General features: G+C 73.7%; 16 protein-coding genes. 11 read left to right on the forward strand and 5 right to left on the reverse strand.

Features of this window, described 5'->3' with window-relative positions; all coding sequences use genetic code 11:
- Both ACWGJO_RS30555 and ACWGJO_RS30560 read left to right on the forward strand, forming a co-directional pair.
- The coding region (locus tag ACWGJO_RS30555) for a hypothetical protein (RefSeq protein WP_452188666.1) at positions 1 to 2773 on the forward strand (2773 nt) is incomplete at its 5' end.
- A 65-nt stretch (positions 2774 to 2838) separates the two neighbouring features.
- Positions 2839 to 3783, forward strand: a complete 945-nt coding sequence (locus ACWGJO_RS30560) for a bifunctional riboflavin kinase/FAD synthetase (protein WP_452188668.1) — start codon at positions 2839 to 2841, stop codon at positions 3781 to 3783.
- Between the two features lie 58 nt (positions 3784 to 3841).
- On the opposite strand, the gene ACWGJO_RS30565 is transcribed toward ACWGJO_RS30560, so the two are convergent.
- From ACWGJO_RS30565 to eccE, 3 genes are all read right to left on the reverse strand, one after another.
- Positions 3842 to 5977, reverse strand: a complete 2136-nt coding sequence (locus tag ACWGJO_RS30565; protein ID WP_452188670.1) for a MinD/ParA family ATP-binding protein — start codon at positions 5975 to 5977, stop codon at positions 3842 to 3844.
- Positions 5978 to 6108: 131 nt separating this feature from the next.
- The gene (locus tag ACWGJO_RS30570; protein ID WP_359911636.1) at positions 6109 to 6876 is read right to left on the reverse strand and encodes a hypothetical protein; all 768 of its coding nucleotides are present in this window, start codon (positions 6874 to 6876) and stop codon (positions 6109 to 6111) included.
- Positions 6876 to 8096: a type VII secretion protein EccE gene (eccE, locus tag ACWGJO_RS30575; RefSeq protein WP_359911633.1), complete on the reverse strand. Its 1221-nt coding sequence runs from the start codon at positions 8094 to 8096 to the stop codon at positions 6876 to 6878. The genes ACWGJO_RS30570 and eccE overlap by 1 nt, the downstream gene beginning before the upstream one ends.
- 387 nt (positions 8097 to 8483) lie before the next feature.
- Here eccE and ACWGJO_RS30580 point away from each other — a divergent pair, with 387 nt between their 5' ends.
- The 6 genes from ACWGJO_RS30580 (at position 8484) to ACWGJO_RS30605 (ending at position 14516) form a co-directional block, all read left to right on the forward strand.
- Positions 8484 to 10169: a type VII secretion protein EccB gene (locus ACWGJO_RS30580; RefSeq protein WP_452188672.1), complete on the forward strand. Its 1686-nt coding sequence runs from the start codon at positions 8484 to 8486 to the stop codon at positions 10167 to 10169.
- 183 nt (positions 10170 to 10352) lie between these two features.
- A complete protein-coding gene (locus tag ACWGJO_RS30585) occupies positions 10353 to 10658 on the forward strand; it encodes a WXG100 family type VII secretion target (RefSeq protein ID WP_452188675.1) in 306 nt (101 codons plus the stop codon).
- Positions 10659 to 10778: 120 nt separating this feature from the next.
- Positions 10779 to 11069, forward strand: a complete 291-nt coding sequence (locus ACWGJO_RS30590; RefSeq protein ID WP_380544948.1) for a WXG100 family type VII secretion target — start codon at positions 10779 to 10781, stop codon at positions 11067 to 11069.
- Between the two features lie 98 nt (positions 11070 to 11167).
- Positions 11168 to 12439, forward strand: a complete 1272-nt coding sequence (gene mycP / locus ACWGJO_RS30595) for a type VII secretion-associated serine protease mycosin (protein ID WP_452188677.1) — start codon at positions 11168 to 11170, stop codon at positions 12437 to 12439.
- Between the two features lie 178 nt (positions 12440 to 12617).
- Complete coding sequence (locus tag ACWGJO_RS30600; RefSeq protein ID WP_452188679.1) at positions 12618 to 13157, forward strand: SigE family RNA polymerase sigma factor; 540 nt, start codon at positions 12618 to 12620, stop codon at positions 13155 to 13157.
- Positions 13158 to 13247: 90 nt separating this feature from the next.
- Positions 13248 to 14516 carry a hypothetical protein gene (locus ACWGJO_RS30605; RefSeq protein ID WP_452188681.1) on the forward strand — a complete coding sequence of 423 codons (1269 nt, stop codon included), beginning with the start codon at positions 13248 to 13250 and terminating at the stop codon, positions 14514 to 14516.
- Positions 14517 to 14594: 78 nt separating this feature from the next.
- On the opposite strand, the gene ACWGJO_RS30610 is transcribed toward ACWGJO_RS30605, so the two are convergent.
- A complete protein-coding gene (locus tag ACWGJO_RS30610; RefSeq protein ID WP_452188683.1) occupies positions 14595 to 15998 on the reverse strand; it encodes an APC family permease in 1404 nt (467 codons plus the stop codon).
- Between the two features lie 465 nt (positions 15999 to 16463).
- Positions 16464 to 20408, reverse strand: a complete 3945-nt coding sequence (gene eccCa / locus ACWGJO_RS30615) for a type VII secretion protein EccCa (RefSeq protein WP_452188685.1) — start codon at positions 20406 to 20408, stop codon at positions 16464 to 16466.
- 359 nt (positions 20409 to 20767) lie between these two features.
- On the opposite strand from eccCa, the gene eccD reads away from it, so the two are divergent.
- The 3 genes from eccD to ACWGJO_RS30630 all read left to right on the forward strand — a co-directional run bounded on the left by eccD (position 20768) and on the right by ACWGJO_RS30630 (position 25404).
- Positions 20768 to 22225 carry a type VII secretion integral membrane protein EccD gene (gene eccD / locus ACWGJO_RS30620; protein WP_452188688.1) on the forward strand — a complete coding sequence of 486 codons (1458 nt, stop codon included), beginning with the start codon at positions 20768 to 20770 and terminating at the stop codon, positions 22223 to 22225.
- Between the two features lie 224 nt (positions 22226 to 22449).
- Positions 22450 to 22740 carry a 30S ribosomal protein S15 gene (rpsO, locus tag ACWGJO_RS30625; protein WP_031072625.1) on the forward strand — a complete coding sequence of 97 codons (291 nt, stop codon included), beginning with the start codon at positions 22450 to 22452 and terminating at the stop codon, positions 22738 to 22740.
- 456 nt (positions 22741 to 23196) lie between these two features.
- Entirely contained in the window at positions 23197 to 25404 is a 2208-nt protein-coding gene (locus ACWGJO_RS30630) for a polyribonucleotide nucleotidyltransferase (protein WP_387695035.1), read from the forward strand.
- Positions 25405 to 25530 lie beyond the last annotated feature (126 nt).

Below are 25530 nucleotides of genomic sequence, written 5' to 3' on the forward strand. Positions count from 1 at the left end.
CCCGCTGCCCACCCTCTGGCTGCGCGGCGCCGACCTGCGCGCCGACGACCGGTCGCTCGCCGAGCCGGTGGAGCGGGCGCTGGCCGCCGCGGCGGCCGGACTCGGCACCCCGGCGCCCGCGCCCGAGCCGGTGGCCGCGCTGTGCGCGGCGGCCGGCCGGCCGCTGCTGGTGGTCCTGGACGGCCCCGAGGAGGCCCCGCTGCCGGTGGACGCGCGCTGGCTGCGCGGCGCCGGCCAGTGGCTGACCGGCTGCGGGGCCCGGCTGGTGACGGCCTGCGGGGAGGAGCTGTGGGAACTGCTCGCGGCCGAGACCTGGGGCAGCGGCGCCCCGGGTCCCCGCCGGACGGAGGAGCCGCACCCGCACGGGGACCTGGGCAGCGCCCCCACCGTGCGGATGGACGGCCTCGGCCACGGCGGGCCGAGCCTGGTCGGACAGCGGCTCGGCCCGCTGCCCCCCGAGGCGGCCGAGCGGGTGCGCCGCCGGTACGGGCTGCCCCCCGGGCACCCGGCCGCCGCCGAGGACGCCCGGCACCCGCTGGCCGTCCGGCTGGCCGGGGAGCTGTGGGCCCAGGGGCTGCACGACGGGCCGGTGCGCCGGGGCGACCTGTTCGGCGCCTTCCTGGACCTGCGCTGCCTGCGGGTGGCCCAGCGGCTGGCCGAGGACGCTCGGCCGCGCCGCCCGGGCGCCCACCGCCGGGGCGCGGTGCGGCCCGGCACACCGCGGCACCGGCGGGTGCGCCGGCTCGCGGCGGCGGTGGCAGGCCGGGTGCACGAGGCGGCCCGGCGGATGCTCGGCGGCCGGTCGGACGGCGGGCTGGACCACGCCGTCTTCGAGGAGCTGTTCCCGGTCGAGGGCGGCTGGGCCACGGCGGTGCTCGCCGAGGGCCTGTTCGTCCCGGCCGGGCCCGGATTCCGCTTCGCGCACGGGGAGTTCGCGGACTGGCTGCAGGGCCGGCACCTGGACCTGGACGCGGCGCTGCGGCTGCTGCTCGGCGAGGCCGAGGACACCCCGCCCTGGTCGGCCGACGAGCCGGAGGAGCCCGGCGGGCACCGCGCGGGGGAGCCGGCCGCCGGGGCGAGCGCCGTCCCCCGGCACCGGATCGGCCCGGTCGTCGCCGCGCTGCGCCGGGTGGCCGAGACCTGGGGCGCCGGCGCCCTCGACCCGTGGCTGCACCGGATCTGGCGCGCCCTGGACCTCCGCCCGCCGGGCAGTGAACCCGCCTGGTGGGCCGCCGGGTTGCTCGCCGCGGGTCTGACCGTCGGCCCGGACCCGGCCGAACACCGGGCACTGCTGGACCAGTTGGCGTCCCGGATCGCCGAACGGGCGGGCCCGGCGGGCACGGCGGGGCTCCGGGCGGCCGGGCTCGGCCGCTTCGGGCCGGCTTTCTGGACCGGCCTCGGCCTGCCCGTCGAGGCCGAACTCGACCTGCTGCGCCGCCTGATGCCCGCCGACGGCCCCGGGCAGCGCTACCTCGCCGCGGTGGCCGAGCGGCTGCGCGCCGACCCGGTCGCGGTGTTCCCGCTGTTCTGCGCCTGGTTCGAGGACGCGCACGGCCTGCCGGGGCGGCCCGGCCGCACCGTCGCCGACGTCGCCCACGACCTGCTGCGTGCCCACCGCCGGCTCGCCCTGGACGAGCTGGCCGACGCGCTGGCCGCGGCCGCGCACCCGAGGGCGGACGCACTGCTGACCGTGCTCGCCGCCGAGGAGCCGTCCGCGCTCTGCCGAGCGGTGGACCGCTGGAGCCACGACCGGCGGCCCGAACGGCACGTCGCGGCCGCCGTGCACGCGCTGCGGACCGCCCCGTACGCCTCCGGTGCCGGGGCGGAGCTGCTGCGGTACACCGCGCTGACCCTGCTCGCCCGGGAGGACGAGCCCGGCCTGCACGGGGCCGCGCTGGCCCTGCTGGTCGGTGACCCGGCGACCCGTTCCGCGTACCTGCCGGCCGCCCTCGCCCGGCTCCGGGCCGGCGGCGACGCCTTCCTCACCCCGCGGGCGCTCGCCCCGGCCCTGGAGAGCGACCCGGAGCCCGTCCTGGCCGCGTTCGCCGACCGCTCGGCCGGCCCCGGCGCGGCCCTCGCCGAGACGCTGCGGGTGCTCGCCGACGCCACCGCCCCGGCGGCCGTGCGGCGGGGCGCCGAGCTGGCCGCCGGGCTGCTGCGGACGGACCCGGCGCCGGCCGGTCCGGTCGCCGTCGACTACCTCGGCCGCCGGCTGGGGCGCGCCGGCGCCGTCGGCCCGGCCGACCGGCTGGAGCTGCGGGTGCTGCTCGGCGTCGCGCTGGCCGCCCGCGGGGCGGAGGTCCGGCGGCCGTTCGCCGAGGTGCTGTCCGTCCCGGTGGCCGACCCGGCGGCGGACGCGCTGCGCTGCGAGCTGCTGGACACCCTGCTCGCCACCGAGGCCGACCCGGCGGTGCTGACCACCGCCGTGGAAGGGCTCGCCGAGCACTGCGCGGCCGAGAATCCCGCCCGGGCCCGGGCGGTGCTGGCCCGGGCCACCCCGGGGCTGCCGGGCGCGGACGAGCTGCTGGTGCGCTGCGCCGGGCGGTCGGCGGCCTTCGCCCGGCTGCTCGCCCGCTGGCCGTCCGGCGCCGCGCCGACCGCCCCGGACGGCCCCCGACTGGCCCGGATGCGGGCCCTGACGGCGGCCGGACGGGACCCTCAGTACGCCGCCGCCGAGGCCGAGCGCGCCGTGTCCGGGCGGGCGGCGGGGCCCTCGGCGGGCTCAACCCGCATTCCGGTGCCTGAGCCGGGGCAGGCGCATGGCACGCTATAGGGGTTCGGGTTTTGAGCGTTTGAGCGTACAGAGGGTACGCGCCGTACGGAACAAGGAGCGGTCAGGTGCAGCGCTGGCGTGGCCTGGAGGAGATCCCCGGGGACTGGGGACGCAGCGTCGTCACCATCGGCTCGTTCGACGGGGTGCACCGCGGGCATCAGCTGATCATCGGGCGGGCGGTCGAGCGGGCCCGCGAACTCGGTCTCCCGGCGGTCGTGGTGACCTTCGACCCGCACCCGCGCGAGGTCATCCGGCCGGGCAGCCACCCGCCGCTGCTCGCGCCGCACCCGCGCCGCGCCGAGCTGATCGCGGAGCTGGGCGTGGACGCGGTGCTGGTGCTGCCGTTCACTACGGAGTTCTCCCAGGAGTCCCCGGAGACCTTCGTCCGGCAGGTGCTGGTGGACGCGCTGCGCGCGCGGGTCGTCATCGAGGGCCCCAACTTCCGCTTCGGCCACCGGGCCGCCGGGGACGTCGCGCTGCTCGGCGAGCTGGGCCGGGCGGACGACTTCGAGGTCGAGGTGGTCGACCTCCAGGTGTGCGGTACGGCCGGGGCCGGCGAGCCGTTCTCCTCCAGCCTGACCCGCCGACTGGTCGAGACCGGGGACATGGCCGGCGCGGGCGAGGTGCTGGGCCGCCCGCACCGGGTCGAGGGCGTGGTGGTGCGCGGCGCGCAGCGCGGCCGCGAGCTGGGCTACCCGACGGCCAACGTCGAGACCGTGCCGCACAGCGCGATCCCGGCCGACGGCGTGTACGCGGGCTGGCTGACCGCGGACGGCGAGCGGATGCCGGCGGCGATCTCGGTCGGCACCAACCCGACCTTCGACGGCACCGCCCGCACCGTGGAGGCCTACGCCATCGACCGGGTCGGCCTGGACCTGTACGGGATGCACGTGGCCGTGGACTTCCTGGCCTACCTGCGGGGGATGGAGAAGTTCGACTCCATCGACGCGCTGCTGGACCGGATGGCCGACGACGTCAAGCGGGCCCGTGAGCTGACCGACGGCGTCTGAGCGCCGCAACGCCGGAAGGGGCCCACCGACACCAGGGCGGTGGGCCCCTTCCGCGGTTTCACTGCTGGGGAGCCTGCGGCGGGTAGCCGTAGCCCGGTGCCGGCTGCTGCCCCCAGGGCGCCCCGGGAGCGGGCTGCTGCGGGTAGCCGTACCCGGGCGGGGGCGGCGGGGCCTGGCCGGGCTGCGGGGCCCACGGTGCCCCCGGGGCGGGCTGGCCGGCCTGCTGCGGGTACGGCTGGGGCTGCTGCTGCGGGTCGGCGTACGGCTGCGGGTAGCCCGGCTGGGCCTGCGCCTGGGCCTGCTGCTGCCAGCCGGCCTGCTGGGCGGCGGCCTGCTGGGCCCGGACGATGTCCTCGCCGACCAGGGTGGCCAGATCGAAGTAGGCCTCGCGGACCTTGGGCCGCATCATGTCGAGGTTGACCTCGGCACCGGCCGCCAGGCTCTCGTCGAACGGCACCACGACCACGCCGCGGCAGCGGGTCTGGAAGTGCGCGACGATGTCCTCGACCTTGATCATCTTGCTGGTCTCGCGCACCCCGGAGACCACCGTGATGCTGCGCTGCACCAGGTCCGCGTAACCGTGCGCGGAGAGCCAGTCCAGGGTGGTCGAGGCGCTGGAGGCGCCGTCCACGCTGGGGGTCGAGACGATGATCAGCTGGTCGGCCAGGTCCAGCACGCCGCGCATCGCGCTGTACAGCAGGCCGGTGCCGGAGTCGGTCAGGATGATCGGGTACTGGCGGCCCAGCACGTCGATCACCTGGCGGTAGTCCGAGTCGTTGAAGGTGGTCGAGACCGCCGGGTCGACGTCGTTCGCCAGGATCTCCAGGCCCGAGTTCAGGTCCTGCGAGGTGAACTGACGGATGTCCATGTAGCTGCGCAGGTGCGGGATGGCCGTCACCAGGTCGCGGATGGTCGCGCCGGTCTGGCGCTTGACCCGGCGGCCCAGGGTGCCCGCGTCCGGGTTGGCGTCGATCGCGATCACCTTGTCCTGGCGCTCGCTGGCCAGGGTCGCACCGAGCGCGGTGGTGGTCGTGGTCTTGCCGACACCACCCTTGAGGCTGATCACGGCGATCCGGTAGCAGCTCAGCACCGGGGTGCGGATGATCTCCAGCCGGCGGGCCTTCTCGGCCGCCGCGGCCTTGCCGCCGAACTGGAAGCGCGGCTGCTGGCGCTGCTGCTTGGGCTGGCTGCGCAGCAGCCGGTCCGAGGACAGCTCGACGGCGGCGGTGTAGCCGAGCGGCGCGCCGTGCGCCGTCTGCTGCGGGGCGGCGGCCTGCTGGAACGCGCTGGGCTGCGGGGCCTGCGGCTGCTGCTGCCACGGCTGCGGCTGGGGCTGGCCGGGCACGGGCTGGCCGGGCTGGCCCTGCGGGCCTGGGTGCGGCTGGGCCGGCGGCTGGTACGCGGCGGGCTGCGGCCAGCCGCCCTGGCGCGGGTCCACCGGGCCGGGCTGCGGCGGGACGGCGGCCTGCTGGGCCTGCTGGGCCTGCTGGGCCTGCTGGGCCGCCCACGCGGCCTGCGGGTCCCAGGCCACCGCCGGGCCCTGGGGGTCCTGGGGGTGCTGGGGGTGCTGCGGCGGGGCCGGCTGGACCGGCGGCTGCGCGAAGTTCTGCGGCTGTCCCGGCTGTCCCGGCTGGACGGGCTGTCCCGGCGCCGCGATCGCGGCGGGCGGCGCCGGGTAGGGCTGCGGGACGGGCTGCTGCGCCGCGGCCTCCGGCAGCGCCCACGCCGGGGCACCGGGCTGCGGCTGCTCGGGGACCGGCGGAGTCGGGGAAGGCGCCGGGAAGGGGACGTGCTGCGCCTCGGCCTGCACCGGCGGGGCGGGCGCCGCGGGCAGCGGAGCGGGTGCCGGCGAGGGTGCCGGAGCCTGGACCGCGGCCGGCGCGGCCCCGGCCGCCGGGGGCGCGGCCTGGCCGGGCACCGGAGCCTGGGCCTGCTGCTGCGCCGGAGCAGCGGCGGGCGTCGGGGAACCGGGTGCCGCGGTCGCGGCCGCAGCGGCAGCGCCCGGAGCCGTCGGAGCGACCGCCTCCGGTGCGTTCGGAGCCGTCGGAGCGCCCGCCGCCGGTGCGTTCGCGGCCGCCGCGGGCTCGGTCTGGACGTACCAGGACGGGGGAGTGTAGTCAGGCGCGTCCGACCAGTCGTCGTCGTCCTCCGCCGCGTTGTCGCCGACGTAGACGCCGTCCCGATCGCTGCTCACTCTGGCTCCCTCGTGTTCGCCGCCGCTTGTTCAGCGGTGCCGTTGCCACATCAAAGACTAGGCCGTACGGCAACCCCCGTTGAAGGCGGCTTCGCATCCCCGCCGGCCCGCCCGGTGCGGCGAGCCGGCGCTCAGTCCATCCGGCGCGGCCCGCCGAGCACCTGCTGTTCGGCCTGCCCGGCCACGGCCCGTACGTACTGGCGGCGCATCCTGGTGGCCCACAGGGTCAGGTCGTCGCCGAGGGTGGGCAGGGCGGCCACGTCCTCCGGCGGCAGCGACAGGATCCGGCCGGTCAGTTCCGCCTCCTGCGGCGAGATCCGCTGCACGCCGACCAGGTCGGCCGCGTTCAGTACCCGGGAGGCGTTCGGGCCCAGGTAGGGCAGCAGGGTCAGGGTGGTCTGCCAGGGGGCGGCGGAGAGCCGGCTGCGCGGCGGGCGGGCGCCGAGGTCGCGCACCACCAGCACCGGCGAGGCCACCGAGGCGCCCTGCGGGCCGAGCCGGCCGACCTGGTGGACCGTCACGCACGGCTGGCCGCCGCCGGCCGCCTGGGCCATCGGACCCCACAGCTGTCCGCGGGCGGTCTCCACCGCGACGCGGGCGCCGATCGCGGCCGCCCGCAGCGCGATGACCTGCGCCGTCCACATGCCGCCGACCAGCACCAGGTCGTACGAGGTCGGGCGGAACAGGCCGAGCACCGCGGGCAGCCCCTGCGGGTCGACGCCGATCACCACGCCGTCGTCGCCGACCGGGAAGGCCAGCGACGCGAGGTCGGCCGGCTCCAGCACGTGCTTCTCCCGGCGCGGGCCGCGCAGCCCGAAGCCGGGCAGGATCCGCGGCCGGGTCCGGCGCTGCTCGGCGCCGGGCTGGGGGCCGGCGGTGGGGTAGGTCTGGTACGCCATCAGGAAGCCCCTCCGAGCGGCAGGGTGGCGAGCATGCCGGGAGCCTGCTCCAGGTCGAGCCGGACCAGGCCGAGCCCGGTGCTCTGGGCCCGGCTCTCCACCTGGCGGCCGATCTGGCCGACCTCGCTCTCGTTGCGGCCGGTCACCCGCACGTGCCCGCTGACCGTCACCGAGCCGCCGGTGCCGTGCCCGGCGGTCAGGCTGAAGGTGCTGGCGAGGGCCGGGGAGCCGGTGATCAGGTTGACCAGGTCGGGCGCGGCGACCCGGCCGGGGGCGCCGCCGGGGCGGCTCAGCTGCGGCCAGCGGGAGATCCAGTACGTGGTGTGCCAGCGGTCGTCGATCCGCCAGAACCGGTTGCCCTCCTGGGTGCGGCGGGTGGTGCCGCCGCCGCTGCCGGTGCCCTGACGGCCCGCCACCGCGATCGGGTTGGCGCAGGTGGCGATGGCCAGTGCGGCGATCAGCTCGCGCTCGTCCAGCACGGTCGCGTTGAAGCCGGCGCTGTTGAGCCGGCCGGCCAGCTGGTCGGTGACCCGCTGCAGCGCCTTGCGGGCGCCCTCCTCGCCGCCGCCGCGGGCCCGGACGGCGGTCGCCGCGCGTTCCGGGTCGAGCTTGAGCGCGATCCAGGTCAGCCGCAGCCCGGGGGTTGCGGTGCCGTCCGGCAGTTCGCGGTAGGCGCGGGCGGCCAGCGACTGCTCGGGCAGGTGCTGGGCCGGGGCGGGCTGGGTGTGCTGGACGAGCTGCACCGACTCCAGGGTGATGTCGTCCACCGTGAGCGCCGAGCAGATCACGTCCAGCGGCAGCGGCAGGGCGGTGCGCACCGGGCGCAGCGGCTGGTCCTTCGCCTGGACGAGCAGCACCGAGCTGAGGAAGGTCCCGTCGCCGACCATGCCGGTCTCCCGGCGGACCGGGCGGCCGCCGAACTCGGCCTCGGTGGCGTGGGTGCAGGTGCGCAGCCCCGGTTCGAGTTCCAGGGCCGGTGCCAGCGCCGGGTCGGTGCCGGCCGGTGGCAGCAGCGTCCTGGCCTGCTTGCGGCGGGATTTGAGGGCGGCGCGGACCCGCAGCAGTTCCGGGACGGTGCGGCCGCGCACCGGGACGAGCGCGAGCACGAGCAGCACCAGCGCGACCGCGCCGAAGCCGGCCGCGACCGGTCGGCTGATCGTCCAGCCGACCGCGACCAGGGCCGCCGCGACCTCGACCAGGACGAGCTGCTGGAGCTTCAACCGCCCTGCGAGCAGCCCCGGTCGGGGGTTGACCCGGACCTGGACGGCCCCGCCGCCCCCGCTTCCGGTCGGCTGCGGTCCGGCGGTCCCGGTCCCCGGTCCCGTCTCGTTCGCCGGCGCGCTGTGCTGCGCCCGGCCGGACCGGCGCGGCCTCCCGCCGCCCGTACTGCGGCGGCGTCCTGGAGCGGTCTGGCTTGGCATCCCCCGGTGGCCCTCTCTGATCCGTTGTCGCGGCCCGGCTGGCTGTGTCGCGGACCGTACCCGTACCGTACTCACCGTCTGCTGCCGCATCGTAGAGGGTTCGCGCCGGTTCGTGCCCGGCGGGTGACCACGGGGCCGGCGGGTCTGACAACGCCCGACAACGTCTGACAAGGGGGACGACGAGGTATGGCATCGCGCCGGGACGAGCTGAACGCGTACACCTTCGCCCGCAAGCGCACGGTGGGGGCCTTCCTGCTGCCCGCCGGCGGCGGCAGTGACGAGGACGCGCCGCGTCCGGTGAAGGCGGTGCTGCCGAGTGTGCTGGCCGGGGCGGTGTTCGTGGCCGGGTTCGGGCTCTGGGGGGTCTTCAAGCCGAGCGCGCCGGTGAAGTGGGACGACGGCAAGAACATCATCCAGGGCAAGCAGTCGACGACCCGGTACGTGGTGCTCATCGACCAGGACCAGAAGACCAAGCGGCTGCACCAGGTGCTCAACATGTCCTCGGCGCGGCTGGTGCTGCCCGCGGGCGCCAAGGTCGTGGTGGTGGACGACGGGGTGCTCGACCGGTACCCGAACCACGGGCCGACGATCGGCATCCCGTACGCGCCGGACAAGCTGCCGACCACGGACAACGCGAGCAAGCCGATGAAGTGGGCGGTGTGCGACCGTCCGGGCTCGGACGACAAGCAGGAGACCGTCAACCAGGCGGTGTTCGTGGCGGCCGGCGAGGACGCGGCGGTGCTGGCGGCCAAGGACCGGATGCTCGGTCCGGACCAGCTGCTGCTGGTGCAGCAGGCCGACGAGCAGCAGGTCTCGGCCGCGCCGGTGCCGGGTCAGCCGGCCGCCGCGGGCGCGGCGGTGTACCTGGTGGACGCGCAGGGCCGCAGGCACCTGATCGGCACCCCGCAGTCGGACGACAGGGAGCGCAAGGCACTGATCACCGCGGTGTTCGGGCCCAACGCGGTACCGCAGCGGGTCAAGCGGGAATGGCTGGAGACCCTGGTGGACGCCACCCCGGTCACCTTCCCGTCGGTCGACGGGGTCGCCGACAGCCAGGGCGCCAACTCCAAGGTGGAGCTGAGCAACCAGGCCGACCGCCGGGTCGGCCGGCTGGTGCACTACCAGGACCGCCACTACGTGGTCGGCAAGGAGCAGCTGTACCTGGTCACGCCGTTCCAGGCGGACCTGATCCGGCAGAACCCGGCGTACCAGATGCTCTACAAGTACGACCAGGACAAGAAGCCGCGCAGCGACGAGATGACCCCGGCCGACAACGCCCAGTGGGGCGTCGACGCACCACTGAAGGGCACCGTGGCGGACTGGCCGCTGAAGACCGGCGCGCCGGTGAACAACCAACAGGACCGCCAGGACGCCCGGATGGTCGTGTGCAGCACCTACGACGGGGTCGCCGAGGACGGCACCACGGCCAAGCGCAGTGTCTGGGCCGGGACTCTGTACCCCGCGCCGTACAACAACGGTGCCGGGGCGGCGTACGTGACCCCCGGTCACGGTCTGTTCTACCGCTCGCTGGACCACTCGGCCGCCGGCTCCGGAAGCGACTTCCTGATCACCGAGACGGGGTTGCGCTACTCCGTCCCGTCCAACGGCGACGGCGGCCCGCGCCCCGGCGCCTCGCCCCAGCCCGGCCAGAGCGGCACCCCGAAGCCGCCGACCCCGCCGGCCGGTGCCACGCCGGCCCCCGGGGCCACGGCCCAGGGGTCCGGCCAGCAGCCGGAGGAACCCGGCGGCAACCAGGCCCGGTTGGGCTACCAGGGGGTCCGGCCGCTGCCGGTGCCGAAGGAGTGGTCGAACCTGGTGCCGGCCGGCCCGCCGTTGACGGCGACGGGTGCCGTTCAGCCGCAGAACGCCTGACGGGCCAAGCGCGGCAACCGAATTGGCCTCAGTGTCATGGTCTGGTAACTACTCGGTGATCGATGTTGGGCGAGCTGCGTGTGCCGACTACAGTGCTGCTGGACATCACACCGGTGATGGCGGCGGTCGGTCCGCAGGGCCCTCCGTACACGCAAAATGTTGTCTCATGGGGGACGGTGGAGCATGGCTCAGGGTCAGTTCACGATGACCGCGCAGGAGATGCTGGCGTTCGCCAAGCAGATCGAAGAGGCCATCGGCAAGATCGAGGCTGAGAAGAACAAGCTGATCAGCACGGTCTCCGGCATCACCGGCGGTTGGCAGGGCACGGCCGCGACGGCCTACACGAGCCTGCAGAACCGGGTCAACGAGGACATCGCGGCGCTCAAGGAGTCGCTGAACGCGATCAAGCACGCGATCGAGCTGACCACCAAGCACTACGCGAGCACCGAAGAGGAGCAGAAGGCGATGTTCTCCTCGGCCCAGGGCTGATCACCGCACTCGCGCTGATCGACGCACCCGCGCCGGCCGCCGTTCTGCCCCGATCCACCGCTCTGCGGAGCGCTCGCCACTGACCGCGCGGCGCTCCGCACCCTCGTCAAGGGAGACAACGTGTCCGACCACATTCTCGTCAACTTCCAGACCGTGCACCAGGCGGCCGAGGAGGTCAAGGCCTCGGCGAGCCGCATCGACCACCTGCTGAACGACCTCAAGGGCAACGTCACCCGCATCGCCACCAGCTGGCAGGGTGCCGCCCAGCAGGGCTACCAGGCCCACCAGGCCAAGTGGGACGCCAAGGCCAACGACCTCCAGCAGGCCTGCGCGCAGATCGCGACCTCGCTGGAGAACGCCGCGCAGAGCTACCGGACGACCGAGGACGCCAACGCCAAGCTCTGGGGCTGACGTTCGGGTTCCTTGAGGAACGGCAGGGGGCGGGTACCCGGATTCCGGGCACCCGCCCCCGACGCGCGGCACGGGTGAACGACATGAGGGGTGGCAGGGTGTCCCGACACGGGTACCGGAAGGCGGCCGCGGCGATCGCCGCGCTCACGGTGCTGGGCGGCCCGCTCGCCGCCCCGGCGTACGCCGAGGGCGGGCCCGCGCTGGCCGCGGCCGGCGACTGCCCCAAGAACGCGCCCGATGTGCCGACCGTGCCGTGGTCGCTCCAGCGACTGCTGCTCAACGAGCTGTGGCAGGGCGGGAAGACCACCGGCGTGGGCGTGAAGGTCGCGGTCATCGACACCGGGGTCGACCTGGGCAACCCGCAGTTGGCGGGCCAGGTCCCGGCCGACTCCTCCGGTCAGAAGGTGGTCGACAAGCTCCAGGCGGGCTCCAACCTGCTGGTCAACCGGGAGACCAAGGAGCCGGTCAAGGGCGCGTCCGTCGAGGACCCGGTCGGTCACGGCACCAAGGTCGCCGGCATCATCGCCGCCCGGGTCAGGCCGCAGACCGGTTTCGTCGGACTGGCTCCCGACGCCCAGATCCTCTCGATCCGGCAGAACGACAGCGACGGCAACGGCGACGTCTCCACCCTGGTCCAGGCGATCAGGGAAGCGGTCGACAAGGGCGCCGGGGTCATCAACATCTCCCAGGACGTGCGCGGCGCGGGCGACGCCCGCTTCGGCGGGTACCAGGACCTGAAGGCCGCCGTCGAGTACGCGGAGTCGCGCAACGTCGTGGTGGTCGCCTCCACCGGGAACGACGGCAAGGAGGGCGACACCTACCCGGGCGCCTTCCCGACCGTGCTGGCCGTCGGCGCCTCCGACCGCAACAACGAGCGCGCGCCGTTCTCCCAGTACGGCAGCTTCGTGAAGGTCGCCGCGCCCGGTGTCGACATGCTGTCCACCGTGCCGGGGAGCGGCCAGTGCGTGGACAACGGCACCAGCTTCGCCGCCCCGTACGTCTCCGGCCTCGCCGCGCTGCTGAGGAGCGCCCATCCGAAGTGGAAGGCGGCCCAGGTGCGGGCCTGGATCGAGCAGACCGCGCAGCGGACCCAGCGCGAGCCGGACAAGTTCATCGGCTGGGGTGTGGTGGACCCGGTCAAGGCGGTCGCCAAGGCTCCCGAGGACGCGCCCTACGAGCCCATCCCGGACGCCCCGGTGCAGCTCGCCGCCGCGCCGATCGTGCCGCGCCCGGTGGGCCTCGGCGAGACCCAGGCCGACCGCGACGGCCGTACCGCGACGTACGTCGTGGGCGTCGGCGCGCTGCTGGTGGCTCTGCTGATCGGCGGCGGCGTGGTGCTGCGCGACCACCGGCGCAAGTCCGCCGACTGACGCCCGGCCGGCGCCTGACCGCCTGACCGCCTGACGCCTGACGCCTGACCGCCCGATGCCCGCCCGGCGCCCGGCGCGGGCCGGGCTCACCGAAAATCCGCCGGGACCCTGTAACACCGCCGCCCGCCCGCCGCATCGATGAAGTGTCAGGGAGGGCGGACCGCGGGGGGCAGGGCGCATGAGGTGGATCGGGGCGGGCCGGGAGGCCAAGGACGCGGAGTTCCTGGAACTCGTCTCCGGCCGCACCGGCCACCTGTACCGTTCGGCCTGCCTGCTCACCAGCGGCGACACCCACTACGCCGAGGACCTCGTGCAGGAGGCCCTCAGCCGGATGTACGTGCTGTGGCGGCGCAGCGCCTTCACCGGCCGGGGCCGGATCGACAACCCGGCGGCCTACACCCACACCGTCATGGTGCGCGTCTTCCTCGCCCAGCAGCGCCGCCGTTCCAGCGGCGAGCGTCCCAGTGACGTCCTGCCGGAGCCGGCGGGACGCGACACCGACAGCACCCTGCGGCTGACCCTCCTCGACGCGCTCGGCCGGATGCCGCCCAAGGACCGCGCGGTCCTGGTGCTGCGCTACTGGGAGGACCGCAGCGTCGAGGAGACCGCCGAGGCGATGCGGGTCTCCTCCGGCGCCGTCCGCACCCGCACCACCAGGGCCCTGAACCGGCTGCGCGCCCTGCTCGGCGACTCGCTGGCCGAGCTCGCCGCCCGCTGAGGCCGGCGGGCGCCCGGCCGTGCGGCGCTTCCCGTAATCCGTGACACGGCACTTCCCGCAACCCGCGACGCAAGGAGACGGTGAACACCCATGTCCGAACCGGACAAGTTCGAGGACGATCTTCTCTACGCCCTCACCCGTACGGGCGAAGGCTTCCGCACCGAACAGGCAGACCTGGTCGCGGGCGGCTACCGGCGCGGCCGCCGCCGCTGGCGCCGCCGCTCGACCGCCGCCGTGGTGGGCGGCGCGGCCGCCCTGGCCCTGGTGGGCACCGGCGCGGTGTTCCTGGGCGCCCCGGCCGGCAAGGACGCGGGCACGGTGAGCGCGGCCTCCGCCCCGGCGGGCGCCACCCCCGACGCCACCGCGCCCGACGCCACCGGCAGCGCCGCCGCCGCGGCCACCCCGACCTCGGTGAAGTCCTCCGCTCCGACGGTGGTCTCCGGTGACGAGGTGGTGGCCACCTTCCGGGCACTGCTGCCCAAGGGCCAGGTGTCCGACGCGAAGGGGCATGGAACCGACGAGAACAGGGGGAGTTACGCGGACGCCAACCTGGTCTTCGACGATGGCCAGGGCCGGTCGCTGATGGGCCTCAGCATCCAGAAGCACCGCCCCAAGGACGTCCAGCCGCAGACCTGCCCGACGAACCTCAAGATCGCTTCGTTGGACTCCTGCACCGTCACCGTCCTGCCGGACGGATCGAAGCTCATGCTCACCCAGGGCTACGAGTATCCGGACCACCGGGCCACCACCAAGGAGTGGCGCGCCTCGGTGGCCCGTCCGGACGGCGGGCTGATCGGCTTCAGCGAGTGGAACTCCCCCCAGGAGAAGGACGCGCCGGACAGCCGGCCCAACCCGCCGCTCACGCTGGACCAGCTGAAGGCCGTCGTCACGGACAAGTCCTGGGATCGGGTCGTCGCGGCCCTCAGGTTCGACGGCGTCGACACCGAGGCGATCGACCCGGGCCTGTCGCTGCAGGACCGCGAGACCGTCCTGACCGGGCTGTTGCCCTCCGGGGTGACCGTGACCGACCGCAGGAGCCGGGAGCTGCGGGCGGACTTCGAGCTGGCCGGGGGCGGGCGGACCGGGACCCTGACGCTGACGGTCGAGAACTGGGCGAAGGCCCCCGACGACCGGCCGGGACCGGAGTCGTACCAGGACGCGGAGACCCTGCCGGACGGGACGAAGCTCCTCGTGCGCGGCGCGGTGGCCGTGGCCCCGAAGGGAGTGCTGGTCGTGGACGCGATGCGGCCGGACGGCATGGAGGTCCTGGTCACGCTGGCGTCGAAGGGCGATCCGCTGATGACCGCGGCGGAGCTGCGGGCGATCGCCACCAGCCCGCAGTGGAAGCCCGGGAAGTAGCGGCAGACGGCGGTGGGCCCGGCGGGCGGGGGGGCTGGGGGAGGCCCGGGGCACCGCCGTGTGGGGGAGGGGTGGGGGTCAGTCCTGCTGGTCCTCGGGGAGGCTGATCACCCAGCGGGTGTCCTGCCGGGGGCGCAGGTAGAACAGCCAGTAGAGGGTGGCGGCGGCGGTGATGCCGCCGGTCCACAGCAGGGGCTCGGTGTCCAGCTTGGTCATGACGTAGACCAGGACGGCGATCAGCACGACCGGGACGGCCGGCCACAGCGGCATCCGCCAGGCGGAGGCGTGCTTGTGGTGGGCGCGGCGGGAGAGCAGCGCGGCGATCGCGACCAGCAGGTACATCCCGGTGACGGCGACGCCGGTGATGTTGCTCAGCAGTTCGCCCTTGACGAAGCAGAGCGCGGCGCCGGGCAGGCCGACCGCCAGGGTGGCGATCCACGGCGAGCCGAAGCGACCGAGGGTGCCGAAGGCCTTGTTGACCGGCTCCGGCCAGGCCTTGTCACGGGCGGAGGCGAACAGCACCCGGGAGTTCTGGATGACCATGACGATGCCGGCGTTGATGATGGCCAGCGCGACGCAGAGGCTGATGAAGGTGCCGACCGCGGAGTTGCTCCAGGCGGTGACCATGCCGGAGATGTCGCCGGCGGACAGGGTCTGGAGGTCGGGGGCGCCCATGGTGATGGCGACGACCGGGACCAGGATGATGGCCGAGGAGATGCCGAGCGTCCACAGCACGGTGCGCGAGACGTTGCGGCGGGGGTTCTCCAGCTCCTCCGACAGGTAGACCGCGGTGGAGAAGCCCTGGGTGATGAACAGGGCGATGCCGAGCGCGCCGACGATGGCGCCCACGCTGACCGTGGTGGTGGCGCCGTTGTCCCCGGTGACCACGCCGTGCAGCAGGCTGGGGGCCCCGCTGTTGGTGTGGGCGAAGCCGAGCACCGAGACCACGCCGGCCGCGATGACCTCCAGGACCAGGAAGACGCCGGTGATCCAGGCGTTGGCGCGCAGGTCGAGCAGGCCGGCCAGGGTGGCGGCCAGCATCACGGCGGCGCCGGTCATGGCCTTGTCCAGGTGCAGGACGGGGGCGAGGTAGTCGGCGGTGCCGAGGGCGATGACCGACGGGACGATCATCACCACGATCAGCGAGAGCACGAAGACCAGCCAGCCCATCAGCCGTCCGGCGAGGGTGCCGACCATCGCGTACTCGCCGCCGGCGCTGGGGATCAGGGTGCCGAGCTCGGAGTAGCAGAACGCGACTGCGACGCAGAGCACGGTGCCGATCGCGATGGCCAGCGCGGTGGCGCTGCCGATGCTGGAGAACAGTTCCGGCACGATCACGAAGAGCGTCGAGGCGGGCGTGACGCAGGACAGCGTGAGCAGGGTGCCGCCCACCACGCCGATCGAGCGCTTGAGCTGCTGGGGCGCGGCCGCCTCGGCCGCCGGGGCGGCTACGTTCTGTGGCGGACGAAGCGTGTCGGTCATGTGGCTTCCGATCGGCTCTGCGGTGCTGGAGTGGGAGCGGTATCGCCTCCGCTGGCTGGTTGCTCGGTGTCCGGTTCCAGTCGCTCCCTGGCCGCCATGGAACCTTGGGCGTATTGATTGCGTCAACGCCGGAACTGCTTCGGAATCCGTTGCGGTGAGTGGCGCGGACATGCGATCCGATGATCACCTTCGGTCATTGCGAGCTTTGTCCGACTTGTTACCTTGGCCACATTGCAATTGAATCGAAGGTGAACAAAGGGGGAGCAGCGTGATTCAAAGGCCATTCTCCGGATGGACGGCGACACGCCAGGTGCCCCCGAAGCGCCCGGCAACTCCCCGGCCGGGTACGGGAACCGCAGCCCCCACCCGGAAAGTGCCAGGTAACGTTTCGGAACCTGGGACACCGAAGGGGCCGGACCCCACGGGTCCGACCCCTTCGCTCACCGTCCGTGACGGCCGGCGCGGCTACGCCACCGGCAGCCAGCCCGTCTGGACCATCTGCCCGCTGGTCACCCGGCGTGACACGTAGACGCCCCGGCCCGGCGGCAGCGCCTGCGGCTTGACCGTCCCCAGCAGCGCGCCCTCGTCCCGGTTGCCGGAGAGGATCACGCCCTGGCCGCCGAGCTCGCGCATCCGCTGCAGCACCGGCTCGTACAGCGAGCGGCCGGCGCCGCCCGCGCTGCGGGCCACGATCACCCGCAGGCCGATGTCGCGGGCGAACGGCAGGAACTCGGCCAGCGGGGCCAGCGGGTTGCCCGAGCTCGTCGAGACCAGCTCGTAGTCGTCGACGATCACGAACATGTCCTTGCCGCTGTACCAGCTGCGGTTGCGCAGCTGCTCCGCGGTCACGTCCGGGCCCGGCAGGCGGCGCGAGCAGGCGCCGCGCAGCATGTCGACGATGGCCGCCATGGCCGGCTGCGCGGCCGCGTACTCCACCAGGTACTCCGGCGGCACGGTGCCGAGCAGCGCGCGCCGGTAGTCGCCGACCACGATGCCCGCCTGGTCCGGGGTGTAGCGCTCGGTGATCTGCTTGATCAGCATCCGCAGCACCGCCGACTTACCGGACTCGGTGTCGCCGAAGACGATGAACAGCGGGTCGGTCTCGAAGTTGACGAAGACCGGCGCCAGCTCCGCCTCGTCCACGCCGAAGGCGACGCCGCGCTCCGGGTGCTCGAAGCCCTTCGGCAGCGAGAGGCCGTCCAGCACGGCCGGCAGCATCCGCACCTGCGGGGCGCGCGGGCCGGTCCAGGCCCCGTCGACGGCGCTGACCAGACCGGCCACCCCGGTCTGCAGGTCGTCCACCGAGGAGGAGCCGTCCAGGCGCGGCAGCCCGGACAGGAAGTGCAGCCGCTCCGGGGTGATGCCGCGCCCGGCCAGCGGCGGGACGTTCTGCGCCACCCGGCGGTCGACCTCGGACTCCATCGCGTCACCGAGCTTGAGCTCGGTGCGGTTCTGCAGCAGGTCCTTCAGCGCCGGGCGCACCTCGGCGTACCGGGCCGCGGTGATGACCAGGTGCACGCCGTAGCCGAGGCCGCGCTGGGCGATGTCGCCGATCACCGGCTCCAGGCCCTCGAACTCCTGCTTGAAGGTGTTCCAGCCGTCGATCACCAGGAAGACGTCGCCGAAGGCCTCGTCCGGCAGCTGGCCGGCCGCCCGGCGGGCCCGGTAGGTGCCGATGGTGTCGATCCCGGCGGCCCGGAACAGCTCCTCGCGCCGGTTGAGCACCCCGTGCACCTCGGAGACCATCCGGCGCACCTTGTCCACGTCCAGGCGCCCGGCCACCCCGCCGACGTGCGGCAGACCGGCGAGCGACTGGAAGCTGCCCGCACCGAAGTCGAGCAGGTAGAACTGCACCTCCAGCGGGGTGTGGGTGAGGCTGAACGAGGCCACCGTGGTGCGCACCACGGTGGACTTGCCGGAGCGCGGGCCGCCCACGATCAGGCCGTGACCGGCCGCCCCCGCGTAGTCGACCTCCAGGATGTCCGTCTTCTGCTCGCGCGGCTTGTCGACGATGCCGATCGGCACCCGCAGCCGGCCCGCCGGGTAACCGGGCGCGGTCAGCCCGCGCTCCGGCACGACCTGCAGCGGCGGCAGCAGGTGGTCCGTGCTCGGCGCCTCTTCCAGCGGCGGCAGCCACACCTGGTGCGCGGCCGGGCCCTGGCCGGCCATCCGCTGGACGAACACGTCCAGCACGGTGTCCACCAGGGCGTCGTCCTGCTCCGGGGCCTGCGGCGCGACCTCCTCCTCCACCGGGTCCGGCAGGTCCACGAAGGTCGCGGTGAACTCCACCGGGCGCGCGTTGACCCGCCGCCCGCCGGTCGACCGCTGCTGCCCCGGTGCCCGGTACGGCCCCGAGACGTAGGCGGCCTTGAACCGGTCCATCACGTCCTCGCCGAACTTGAGGTAGCCGACGCCCGGCACCGGCGGCAGGTGGTAGGCGTCCGGTACGCCGATCGCCGCCCGGGACTCCGCGGCCGAGAAGGTGCGCAGACCGATCCGGTACGACAGGTAGGTGTCCAGGCCGCGCAGCTTGCCCTCCTCCAGGCGCTGCGAGGCCAGCAGCAGGTGCACGCCCAGCGAGCGGCCGATCCGGCCGATCTGGATGAACATCTCGATGAAGTCGGGCTTGGCGGTGAGGAGTTCGGAGAACTCGTCGATGATCAGCACCAGCGAGGGCAGCGGGTCCAGTGCCGCGCCGGCCGCCCGGGCCCGCTCGTACTCGTGGATGTTGGCGTAGTTGCCCGCCGAGCGCAGCAGCTCCTGGCGGCGGTGCAGCTCGCCCTCGATCGCGTCGCGCATGCGGTCGACCAGGGTGAGTTCGCCCTCCAGGTTGGTGATCACCGCGGAGGTGTGCGGCATGTCCGCCATGCCGGAGAAGGTCGCACCGCCCTTGAAGTCGGCGAGGACGAAGTTCAGGATCTCCGAGGAGTGGGTCATCGCCAGTGCCAGCACCAGCGTGCGCAGCAGCTCCGACTTGCCGGAACCGGTCGCGCCCACGCACAGGCCGTGCGGGCCCATGCCCTCCAGCGCGGCCTCCTTGATGTCCAGGTGGACCTGCTCGCCGTTGGCGCCGACGCCGATCGGCACCCGCATCCGCTCGTGCTGGGCGCGCGGGCGCCAGCTGCGGGCCACGTCGAAGGAGCCCGGGTCGCCCGAGCCCATCATGTCGGTGAAGTCGAGGTTGGACAGCAGCGGCTCGTCGTCCCCGCCGGCCGAGATCCGGTACGGCGCCAACTGCCGGGCCAGCGCCTCGGACTGCCACACCGAGAGCAGGTCGGGCTTGCCGGTGTACGTCGCGCCGGAGGCCGAGCGCAGCACCAGCTCCTCGGCGCCGACCGTCACCATCAGGTGCCCGCTGGGCTCGTCGACCTCGCCCGGCACCACCTCGATGACCGTCACGCCCTGCACGCCCTCCGGGCTCGCCAGCAGCGATTCGTGCGGCACCCCGGCGCCGTCCATGACGACCACCAGGTGCGGCTGGTCGGAGGGCGGTGCCACCTCCCGCACGAAGCGCTGGCGGCCGGCCAGTTCGTCCTGGAGCAGGTACTCCAGGTCGCCCAGGTCACTCGCGAACAGCCGGCGCGAGCCCGCGCCGTCGGCCTCCTTGCGGTGCTGGTTGTGCGGGAGCCACTTGGTCCACTCCCATTCCTCGGCCGCACCGGGCGCGGCCGCGACCGCGACCATCAGGTCGTCCGGCGAGTGCAGGGTGGTCAGCTGGGCGATCATCGCGCGCACGTTCCCGTACACCGAGTCCGGGTCCCCGCACACCGTGATGTGGTAGAACGCCCGCAGCGAGACCGCCAGGGGCAGGTCCTGGAGGGTGCCGTGGGCCTTCAGGAAGGAGTGCATCGCGGCCGCCGACAGCGGCTCCAGCTCGTCCATCGGCGCGGTCTGCGGCGCCACCAGCGGCGTGGACAGCTGCACCGGCCCGAGGCCCACCCGGATCTGCGCGAAGTCGCCGTCCCCGGTCCGCCGTTCCCACAGCCGCCGGCCGTCCTCGACGATCGACCAGAGCTGGTCCGGCGCCGGGTTCAGGAACAGCAGCGCGCCGCGCTGGCGCTCCGCCGTGCGGCGCACCTGGCGGCGGGTCTGCTGGAGGTACTTCAGGTAGTCGCGCCGCTCGTCCGCCATCGCGGTCGAACCGCCCTTGCGGGCCCGGACGATCTGCGCCAGCACCATGCCGAGCGTCGAGGCGATCATCAGACCGCCCATGATCTTCATCGGGGCCGCGGCCCCCGGCGAGAAGAAGAACACCGCCGAGCCACCCATGCCCATCATCGGCAGGATGCTCATCAGCCAGTCCTCGCCGCCCTGCCGGGGCAGCTCGGGCGGGCTGACCAGCTCCACCGGTTCGTCCGGCACGGTGGGCGGGTACGCCCTGGCCGGTCGCTTGACCGTGATCACACCCATGTGTCATCCACCCCGCGGCGTCGATCGATCACTTCGGTATCAGCCCTCACGCGATTGCGTACGGTCCGTACGGGAATCCGGTGGCTGAGGACGCCCCACCCAGCGCAGCCCCCGTACCTTTGCGCAGGCGCCGATCCTAACGGTCGCCCCCGCACCGCCCGCCAGGGCCCGGTACGCACCGGCAGCGGACACGAACCGAACGGGTAGGGTAACGCCGCGCCAACTCGCGGCCCGGCCGGGCCGGTTCCACAGCAACACCGAGCGCCGCCGTGCCTCGGCACCGTCAACAAGGGGGAGCGCCAAGTGCGTCGAAGGATCGGGGTGGGTGCCCTCATGGGCGAGCGCAGCGAGGTGGACGCATGAGCGCCGCCGCGACGGGCTACTGCCGGGTGACCGTCGTCGCCCCGGACCGCCGGATCGACGTCGCCCTGCCCGAGGACGTCCCGCTCGCGGACGTCTACCCCGAGGTGCTGCGCCTGGCCAACCAGAGCCAGCCCGACGGCATCCCCACCGGCTTCCACCTGGTCCGCCGCGACGGCACGGTGCTCGACAGCGGGCTGCCGCTGGCCGCCCAGCAGGTCCGCGACGGTGACCTGCTGGCGCTGCGCCCGTTCGCCGAGTCGCTCCCGCCGGCCGTCTACGACGACGTTGCCGACGCGATCGCCAGCGCCGTCGAGGCCGACCGCCGGTTCTGGACCGCCGAGCTGATGCGCGGCTTCGGCCTGATCGGCGCCGGGGTGCTGCTCACCCTGCTCGGCTTCGCGCTCTGGTTCTCCGACCTGCGCCACGACATGCACGGCCTGCCCGGCGTCCTGGCCGGCGTCACCGCCGTCGTCCTCACGGCGCTCGCCGGGGTGCGCGCCCGGGTCTACCAGGACGCCCACGCGGCCGTCGCGCTCGGCCTCGGCGCGCTGCCGCACGCCATGATCGGCGGCAGCGGCCTCATCGCCGTCGCCCACCCGGGGGACGGCCCCGGCCGGCTCCAGTTCCTGGCCGGCTGCGTCGCCGTCCTGGTGGTCTCCGTGCTGCTGGCCGGCCTGCTGCCGGAGAAGGACGCGGTGTTCGTCGCCGCCGCCCTGGTCTCCACCGCCGGCGCGCTCGCCACCTTCGCGGCCGTCCTGCTGCCGCAGACCCCGGCCGGGCACATCGCCGCCGTCACCGGCGTCGCCGCCGTCGCCGTGGTCGGCTTCCTGCCGAGCCTCTCCGCCCGCTTCGCCCGGCTGCCGGTCGGCTTCAGCGCCCCCGGCCAGACCCGCACCCGCAGCCGCGACTACGACGAGGAGGCCGAGCGCGCCGAGGCCGTCCAGTACGAGCGGATCGCGCACCAGGCCCGCCGCGGCCACGAGGTGCTGGTCGGCCTGGTCGGCGGCTGCGCCGCGGTCGTGGTCGGCGCCTGCGCCGTCCTCGGCTTCACCGACGAGACCTTCCCCGAGCTGCTCGCGCTCGCGCTGGGCCTGACCACCATGCTGCGCGCCCGGCTGTTCCGCTACACCGCGCAGGTGCTCAGCCTCACCGTGGCCGGCCTGCTCGGCCTGAGCCTGCTGATCGTCGGGCTCTCCCTGCACACCCCGCAGTTCTTCCTGCGGGCGGCCGGCTCCACCACCGAGCTCGACCTGCGCACGATCTGGCTGACCGCCTCGATCGCCTTCGGCGCCGCGCTGCTCACCGCGATCGCCCTGGTGGTGCCGCGGCTCGGGGTCTCCCCGTTCTGGGGGCGCATCCTGGACCTGGTGGACAGCCTCACCCTGATCTCGCTCGTCCCGCTGGCGCTCGCCGTCCTGGACATCTACCGGCTGGTCCGCGGCGCCACCGGCTGACCCGCGGGCCGCCCGCCGCGGCCCCCGATACCGCCCTCCCGGCCGCCCGCGGATCCGCCGGACGGCCGGGTGGGGCGGCACTGGTACGCTTGGCCTCCGAGCGCAGCCGTGTGTCCGCAGCCCCGTCGTGGGCCGCAGGGTGTCGGCGGTGCTCGCGACACCGAGTTCTCGATGAGTCCTGTGCTGTCGACCAGGACCGCTCGGTAGACCCCGAAGGAGTTGCAGTGGCTCTCGCCTCTGACGTCAAGAAGCAGATCTTCGCCGAGTTCGGCCAGAAGGAGGGCGACACCGGTTCCCCCGAGGTCCAGGTGGCCATGCTCTCCCGTCGTATCTCGGACCTGACCGAGCACCTCAAGACCCACAAGCACGACCACCACTCGCGTCGTGGCCTGCTGATCCTGGTCGGCCAGCGCCGCCGCCTGCTGCAGTACCTGGCCAAGAAGGACATCGAGCGCTTCCGTACGCTCGTCGACCGCCTGGGCATCCGCCGCGGTGCCGCCGGTGGCGCCCGCTAAGACCGCCGCTCGGGGCGGCTCCCCACACCGGGGAGCCGCCCCTCGCGCGTATGCCGCGGCGATCGGGCCGCGGCGCCCGCAGATAACAACTCGCGCGCACCTCCCCAGGTGGCCGAGGATTGCACCGTAGGGTTGTGGGCATGCCGGGTGATGGCGCAAACAGCGCGCCACCCGGGCAGAAGGACCCGAACCCCCCCCGCGGGACGAAGGCTTCAAACGGAAGCCGCCCGCATCCGAGAGAGCGTCCAGACGCGGACCGCCCAAGCCGGCCCGGCAGCCGTGAGGCGCCGGTCCTCGGTAGTGGCCGTCGGAACCCCCGCAGACCGAGCGGGGCACTCCGGAGGCTTCGATCGAAGACCGGCCCGACTGCCGCCCTCCTGGCGAGGGCCCGGGGCCCACCGCAGGCAGTACGCGGGGACGCTCTCCCGGAGACGTACGAAAGAGGAGATCTTCCAGGTGGAAGAGAACGTGTTCTACGCCGAGGCCGTGATCGACAACGGTTCCTTCGGCACCCGTACCATCCGCTTCGAGACCGGCCGTCTGGCCCGTCAGGCCGCCGGTTCCGCCGTGGCCTACCTGGACGACGACACCATGGTGCTGTCGGCCACCAGCGCGTCCAAGCAGCCGAAGGAGCACTTCGACTTCTTCCCGCTGACCGTGGACGTCGAGGAGCGGATGTACGCCGCGGGCCGTATCCCCGGCTCGTTCTTCCGTCGCGAGGGCCGGCCCTCCGAGGACGCGATCCTCACCTGCCGCCTGATCGACCGCCCGCTGCGCCCGTCCTTCGTCAAGGGCCTGCGCAACGAGGTCCAGGTCGTCGTCACCGTGATGGCGCTCAACCCCGACCACCTGTACGACGTGGTCGCCATCAACGCCGCCTCCGCCTCCACCCAGCTGGCGGGCCTGCCGTTCTCCGGCCCGATCGGTGGCGTGCGCGTCGCGCTGATCAACGGCCAGTGGGTGGCCTTCCCGACCCACAGCGAGCTGGAGTCGGCCGTCTTCGACATGGTCGTCGCCGGTCGCGTCCTGCCGGACGGCGACGTCGCGATCATGATGGTCGAGGCCGAGGCCACCGACAAGACCATCAAGCTGGTCGAGGGCGGCGCCGAGGCGCCGACCGAGGAGATCGTCGCCTCCGGCCTGGAGGCCGCGAAGCCGTTCATCAAGGTCCTGTGCGCCGCGCAGTCGCAGCTGGCCGCCCAGGCCGCCAAGCCGACCGGCGAGTTCCCGGTCTTCCTGGACTACCAGGACGACGTCCTCGCCGCGCTGAGCTCCGCCGTCAAGGACGAGCTCGCCCAGGCCCTGACCATCGCGGGCAAGCAGGAGCGCAACAACGAGCTGGACCGCGTCAAGGCGCTGGCCGCCGAGAAGCTGCTGCCCGAGTTCGAGGGCCGCGAGAAGGAGATCAGCGCCGCCTACAACGCGCTGACCAAGAAGATCGTCCGCGAGCGCGTCATCAAGGACAAGGTCCGCATCGACGGCCGCGGCGTCACCGACATCCGCACCCTGGCCGCCGAGGTCGAGGCCATCCCGCGGGTGCACGGCTCGGCCCTGTTCGAGCGCGGCGAGACCCAGATCCTGGGCGTCACCACGCTGAACATGCTGCGCATGGAGCAGCAGCTGGACACGCTCTCCCCGGAGACGCGCCGCCGCTACATGCACAACTACAACTTCCCGCCGTACTCCGTCGGTGAGACCGGCCGCGTGGGCTCGCCCAAGCGCCGCGAGATCGGCCACGGCGCGCTCGCCGAGCGCGCCCTGCTGCCGGTGCTGCCGACCCGCGAGGAGTTCCCGTACGCCATCCGGCAGGTCTCCGAGGCGCTCAGCTCCAACGGCTCCACCTCGATGGGCTCGGTCTGCGCCTCGACCATGTCGCTGCTGAACGCCGGTGTGCCGCTGAAGGCCGCCGTCGCCGGCATCGCCATGGGCCTGATCTCGCAGGAGATCGACGGCGAGACCCACTACGTCACGCTGACCGACATCCTCGGCGCCGAGGACGCGTTCGGCGACATGGACTTCAAGGTCGCCGGTACCCGCAACTTCATCACCGCCCTCCAGCTGGACACCAAGCTGAACGGCATCCCGGCGTCGGTGCTCGCCGCCGCGCTGAAGCAGGCCAAGGACGCCCGCCTGCACATCCTCGACGTGATGAACGAGGCCATCGACTCGCCCGACGAGATGTCCCCGAACGCGCCGCGCATCATCACCATCAAGATCCCGGTGGACAAGATCGGTGAGGTCATCGGCCCCAAGGGCAAGATGATCAACCAGATCCAGGAGGACACCGGCGCCGAGATCACGATCGAGGACGACGGCACCATCTACATCGGTGCCGCCGACGGCCCGGCCGCCGAGGCCGCCCGCACCACGATCAACCAGATCGCCAACCCGACCATGCCGGAGGTCGGCGAGCGCTACCTGGGCACCGTGGTCAAGACCACGACGTTCGGCGCGTTCGTGTCGCTGATGCCGGGCAAGGACGGCCTGCTGCACATCTCGCAGATCCGCAAGCTGGCCGGCGGCAAGCGCGTCGAGAACGTCGAGGACGTCCTCGGCGTCGGCGCCAAGGTCCAGGTCGAGATCGCCGAGATCGACCCGCGCGGCAAGCTCTCCCTGATCCCGGTCGTCGAGGGCGAGGAGGGCGGCGAGGCCGCTTCCGAGTGAAGCGCCGCTAGCTGACCCCGCGGCCCGTACGCCTCCCGGCGTGCGGGCCGCACCCCGTTGTCCACGCGTTCGTCCGTACGTGCCCATCCACACGTGCGTTTCCTCTGGAGGTACCCCCCGTGGCGC

It is taken from the genome of Kitasatospora sp. NPDC054795, assembly GCF_053611565.1.

Bases quoted from the DNA above. Each gene is read 5' to 3' on its own strand.
- ACWGJO_RS30570 (WP_359911636.1), bottom strand. From the start codon at position 6,876: ATGGCGTACCAGACCTACCCCACCGCCGGCCCCCAGCCCGGCGCCGAG.
- ACWGJO_RS30580 (WP_452188672.1), top strand. From the start codon at position 8,484: ATGGCATCGCGCCGGGACGAGCTGAACGCGTACACCTTCGCCCGCAAG.
- ACWGJO_RS30585 (WP_452188675.1), top strand. From the start codon at position 10,353: ATGGCTCAGGGTCAGTTCACGATGACCGCGCAGGAGATGCTGGCGTTC.
- ACWGJO_RS30600 (WP_452188679.1), top strand. From the start codon at position 12,618: ATGAGGTGGATCGGGGCGGGCCGGGAGGCCAAGGACGCGGAGTTCCTG.
- ACWGJO_RS30605 (WP_452188681.1), top strand. From the start codon at position 13,248: ATGTCCGAACCGGACAAGTTCGAGGACGATCTTCTCTACGCCCTCACC.
- ACWGJO_RS30610 (WP_452188683.1), bottom strand. From the start codon at position 15,998: ATGACCGACACGCTTCGTCCGCCACAGAACGTAGCCGCCCCGGCGGCC.
- eccCa (WP_452188685.1), bottom strand. From the start codon at position 20,408: ATGGGTGTGATCACGGTCAAGCGACCGGCCAGGGCGTACCCGCCCACC.
- eccD (WP_452188688.1), top strand. From the start codon at position 20,768: ATGAGCGCCGCCGCGACGGGCTACTGCCGGGTGACCGTCGTCGCCCCG.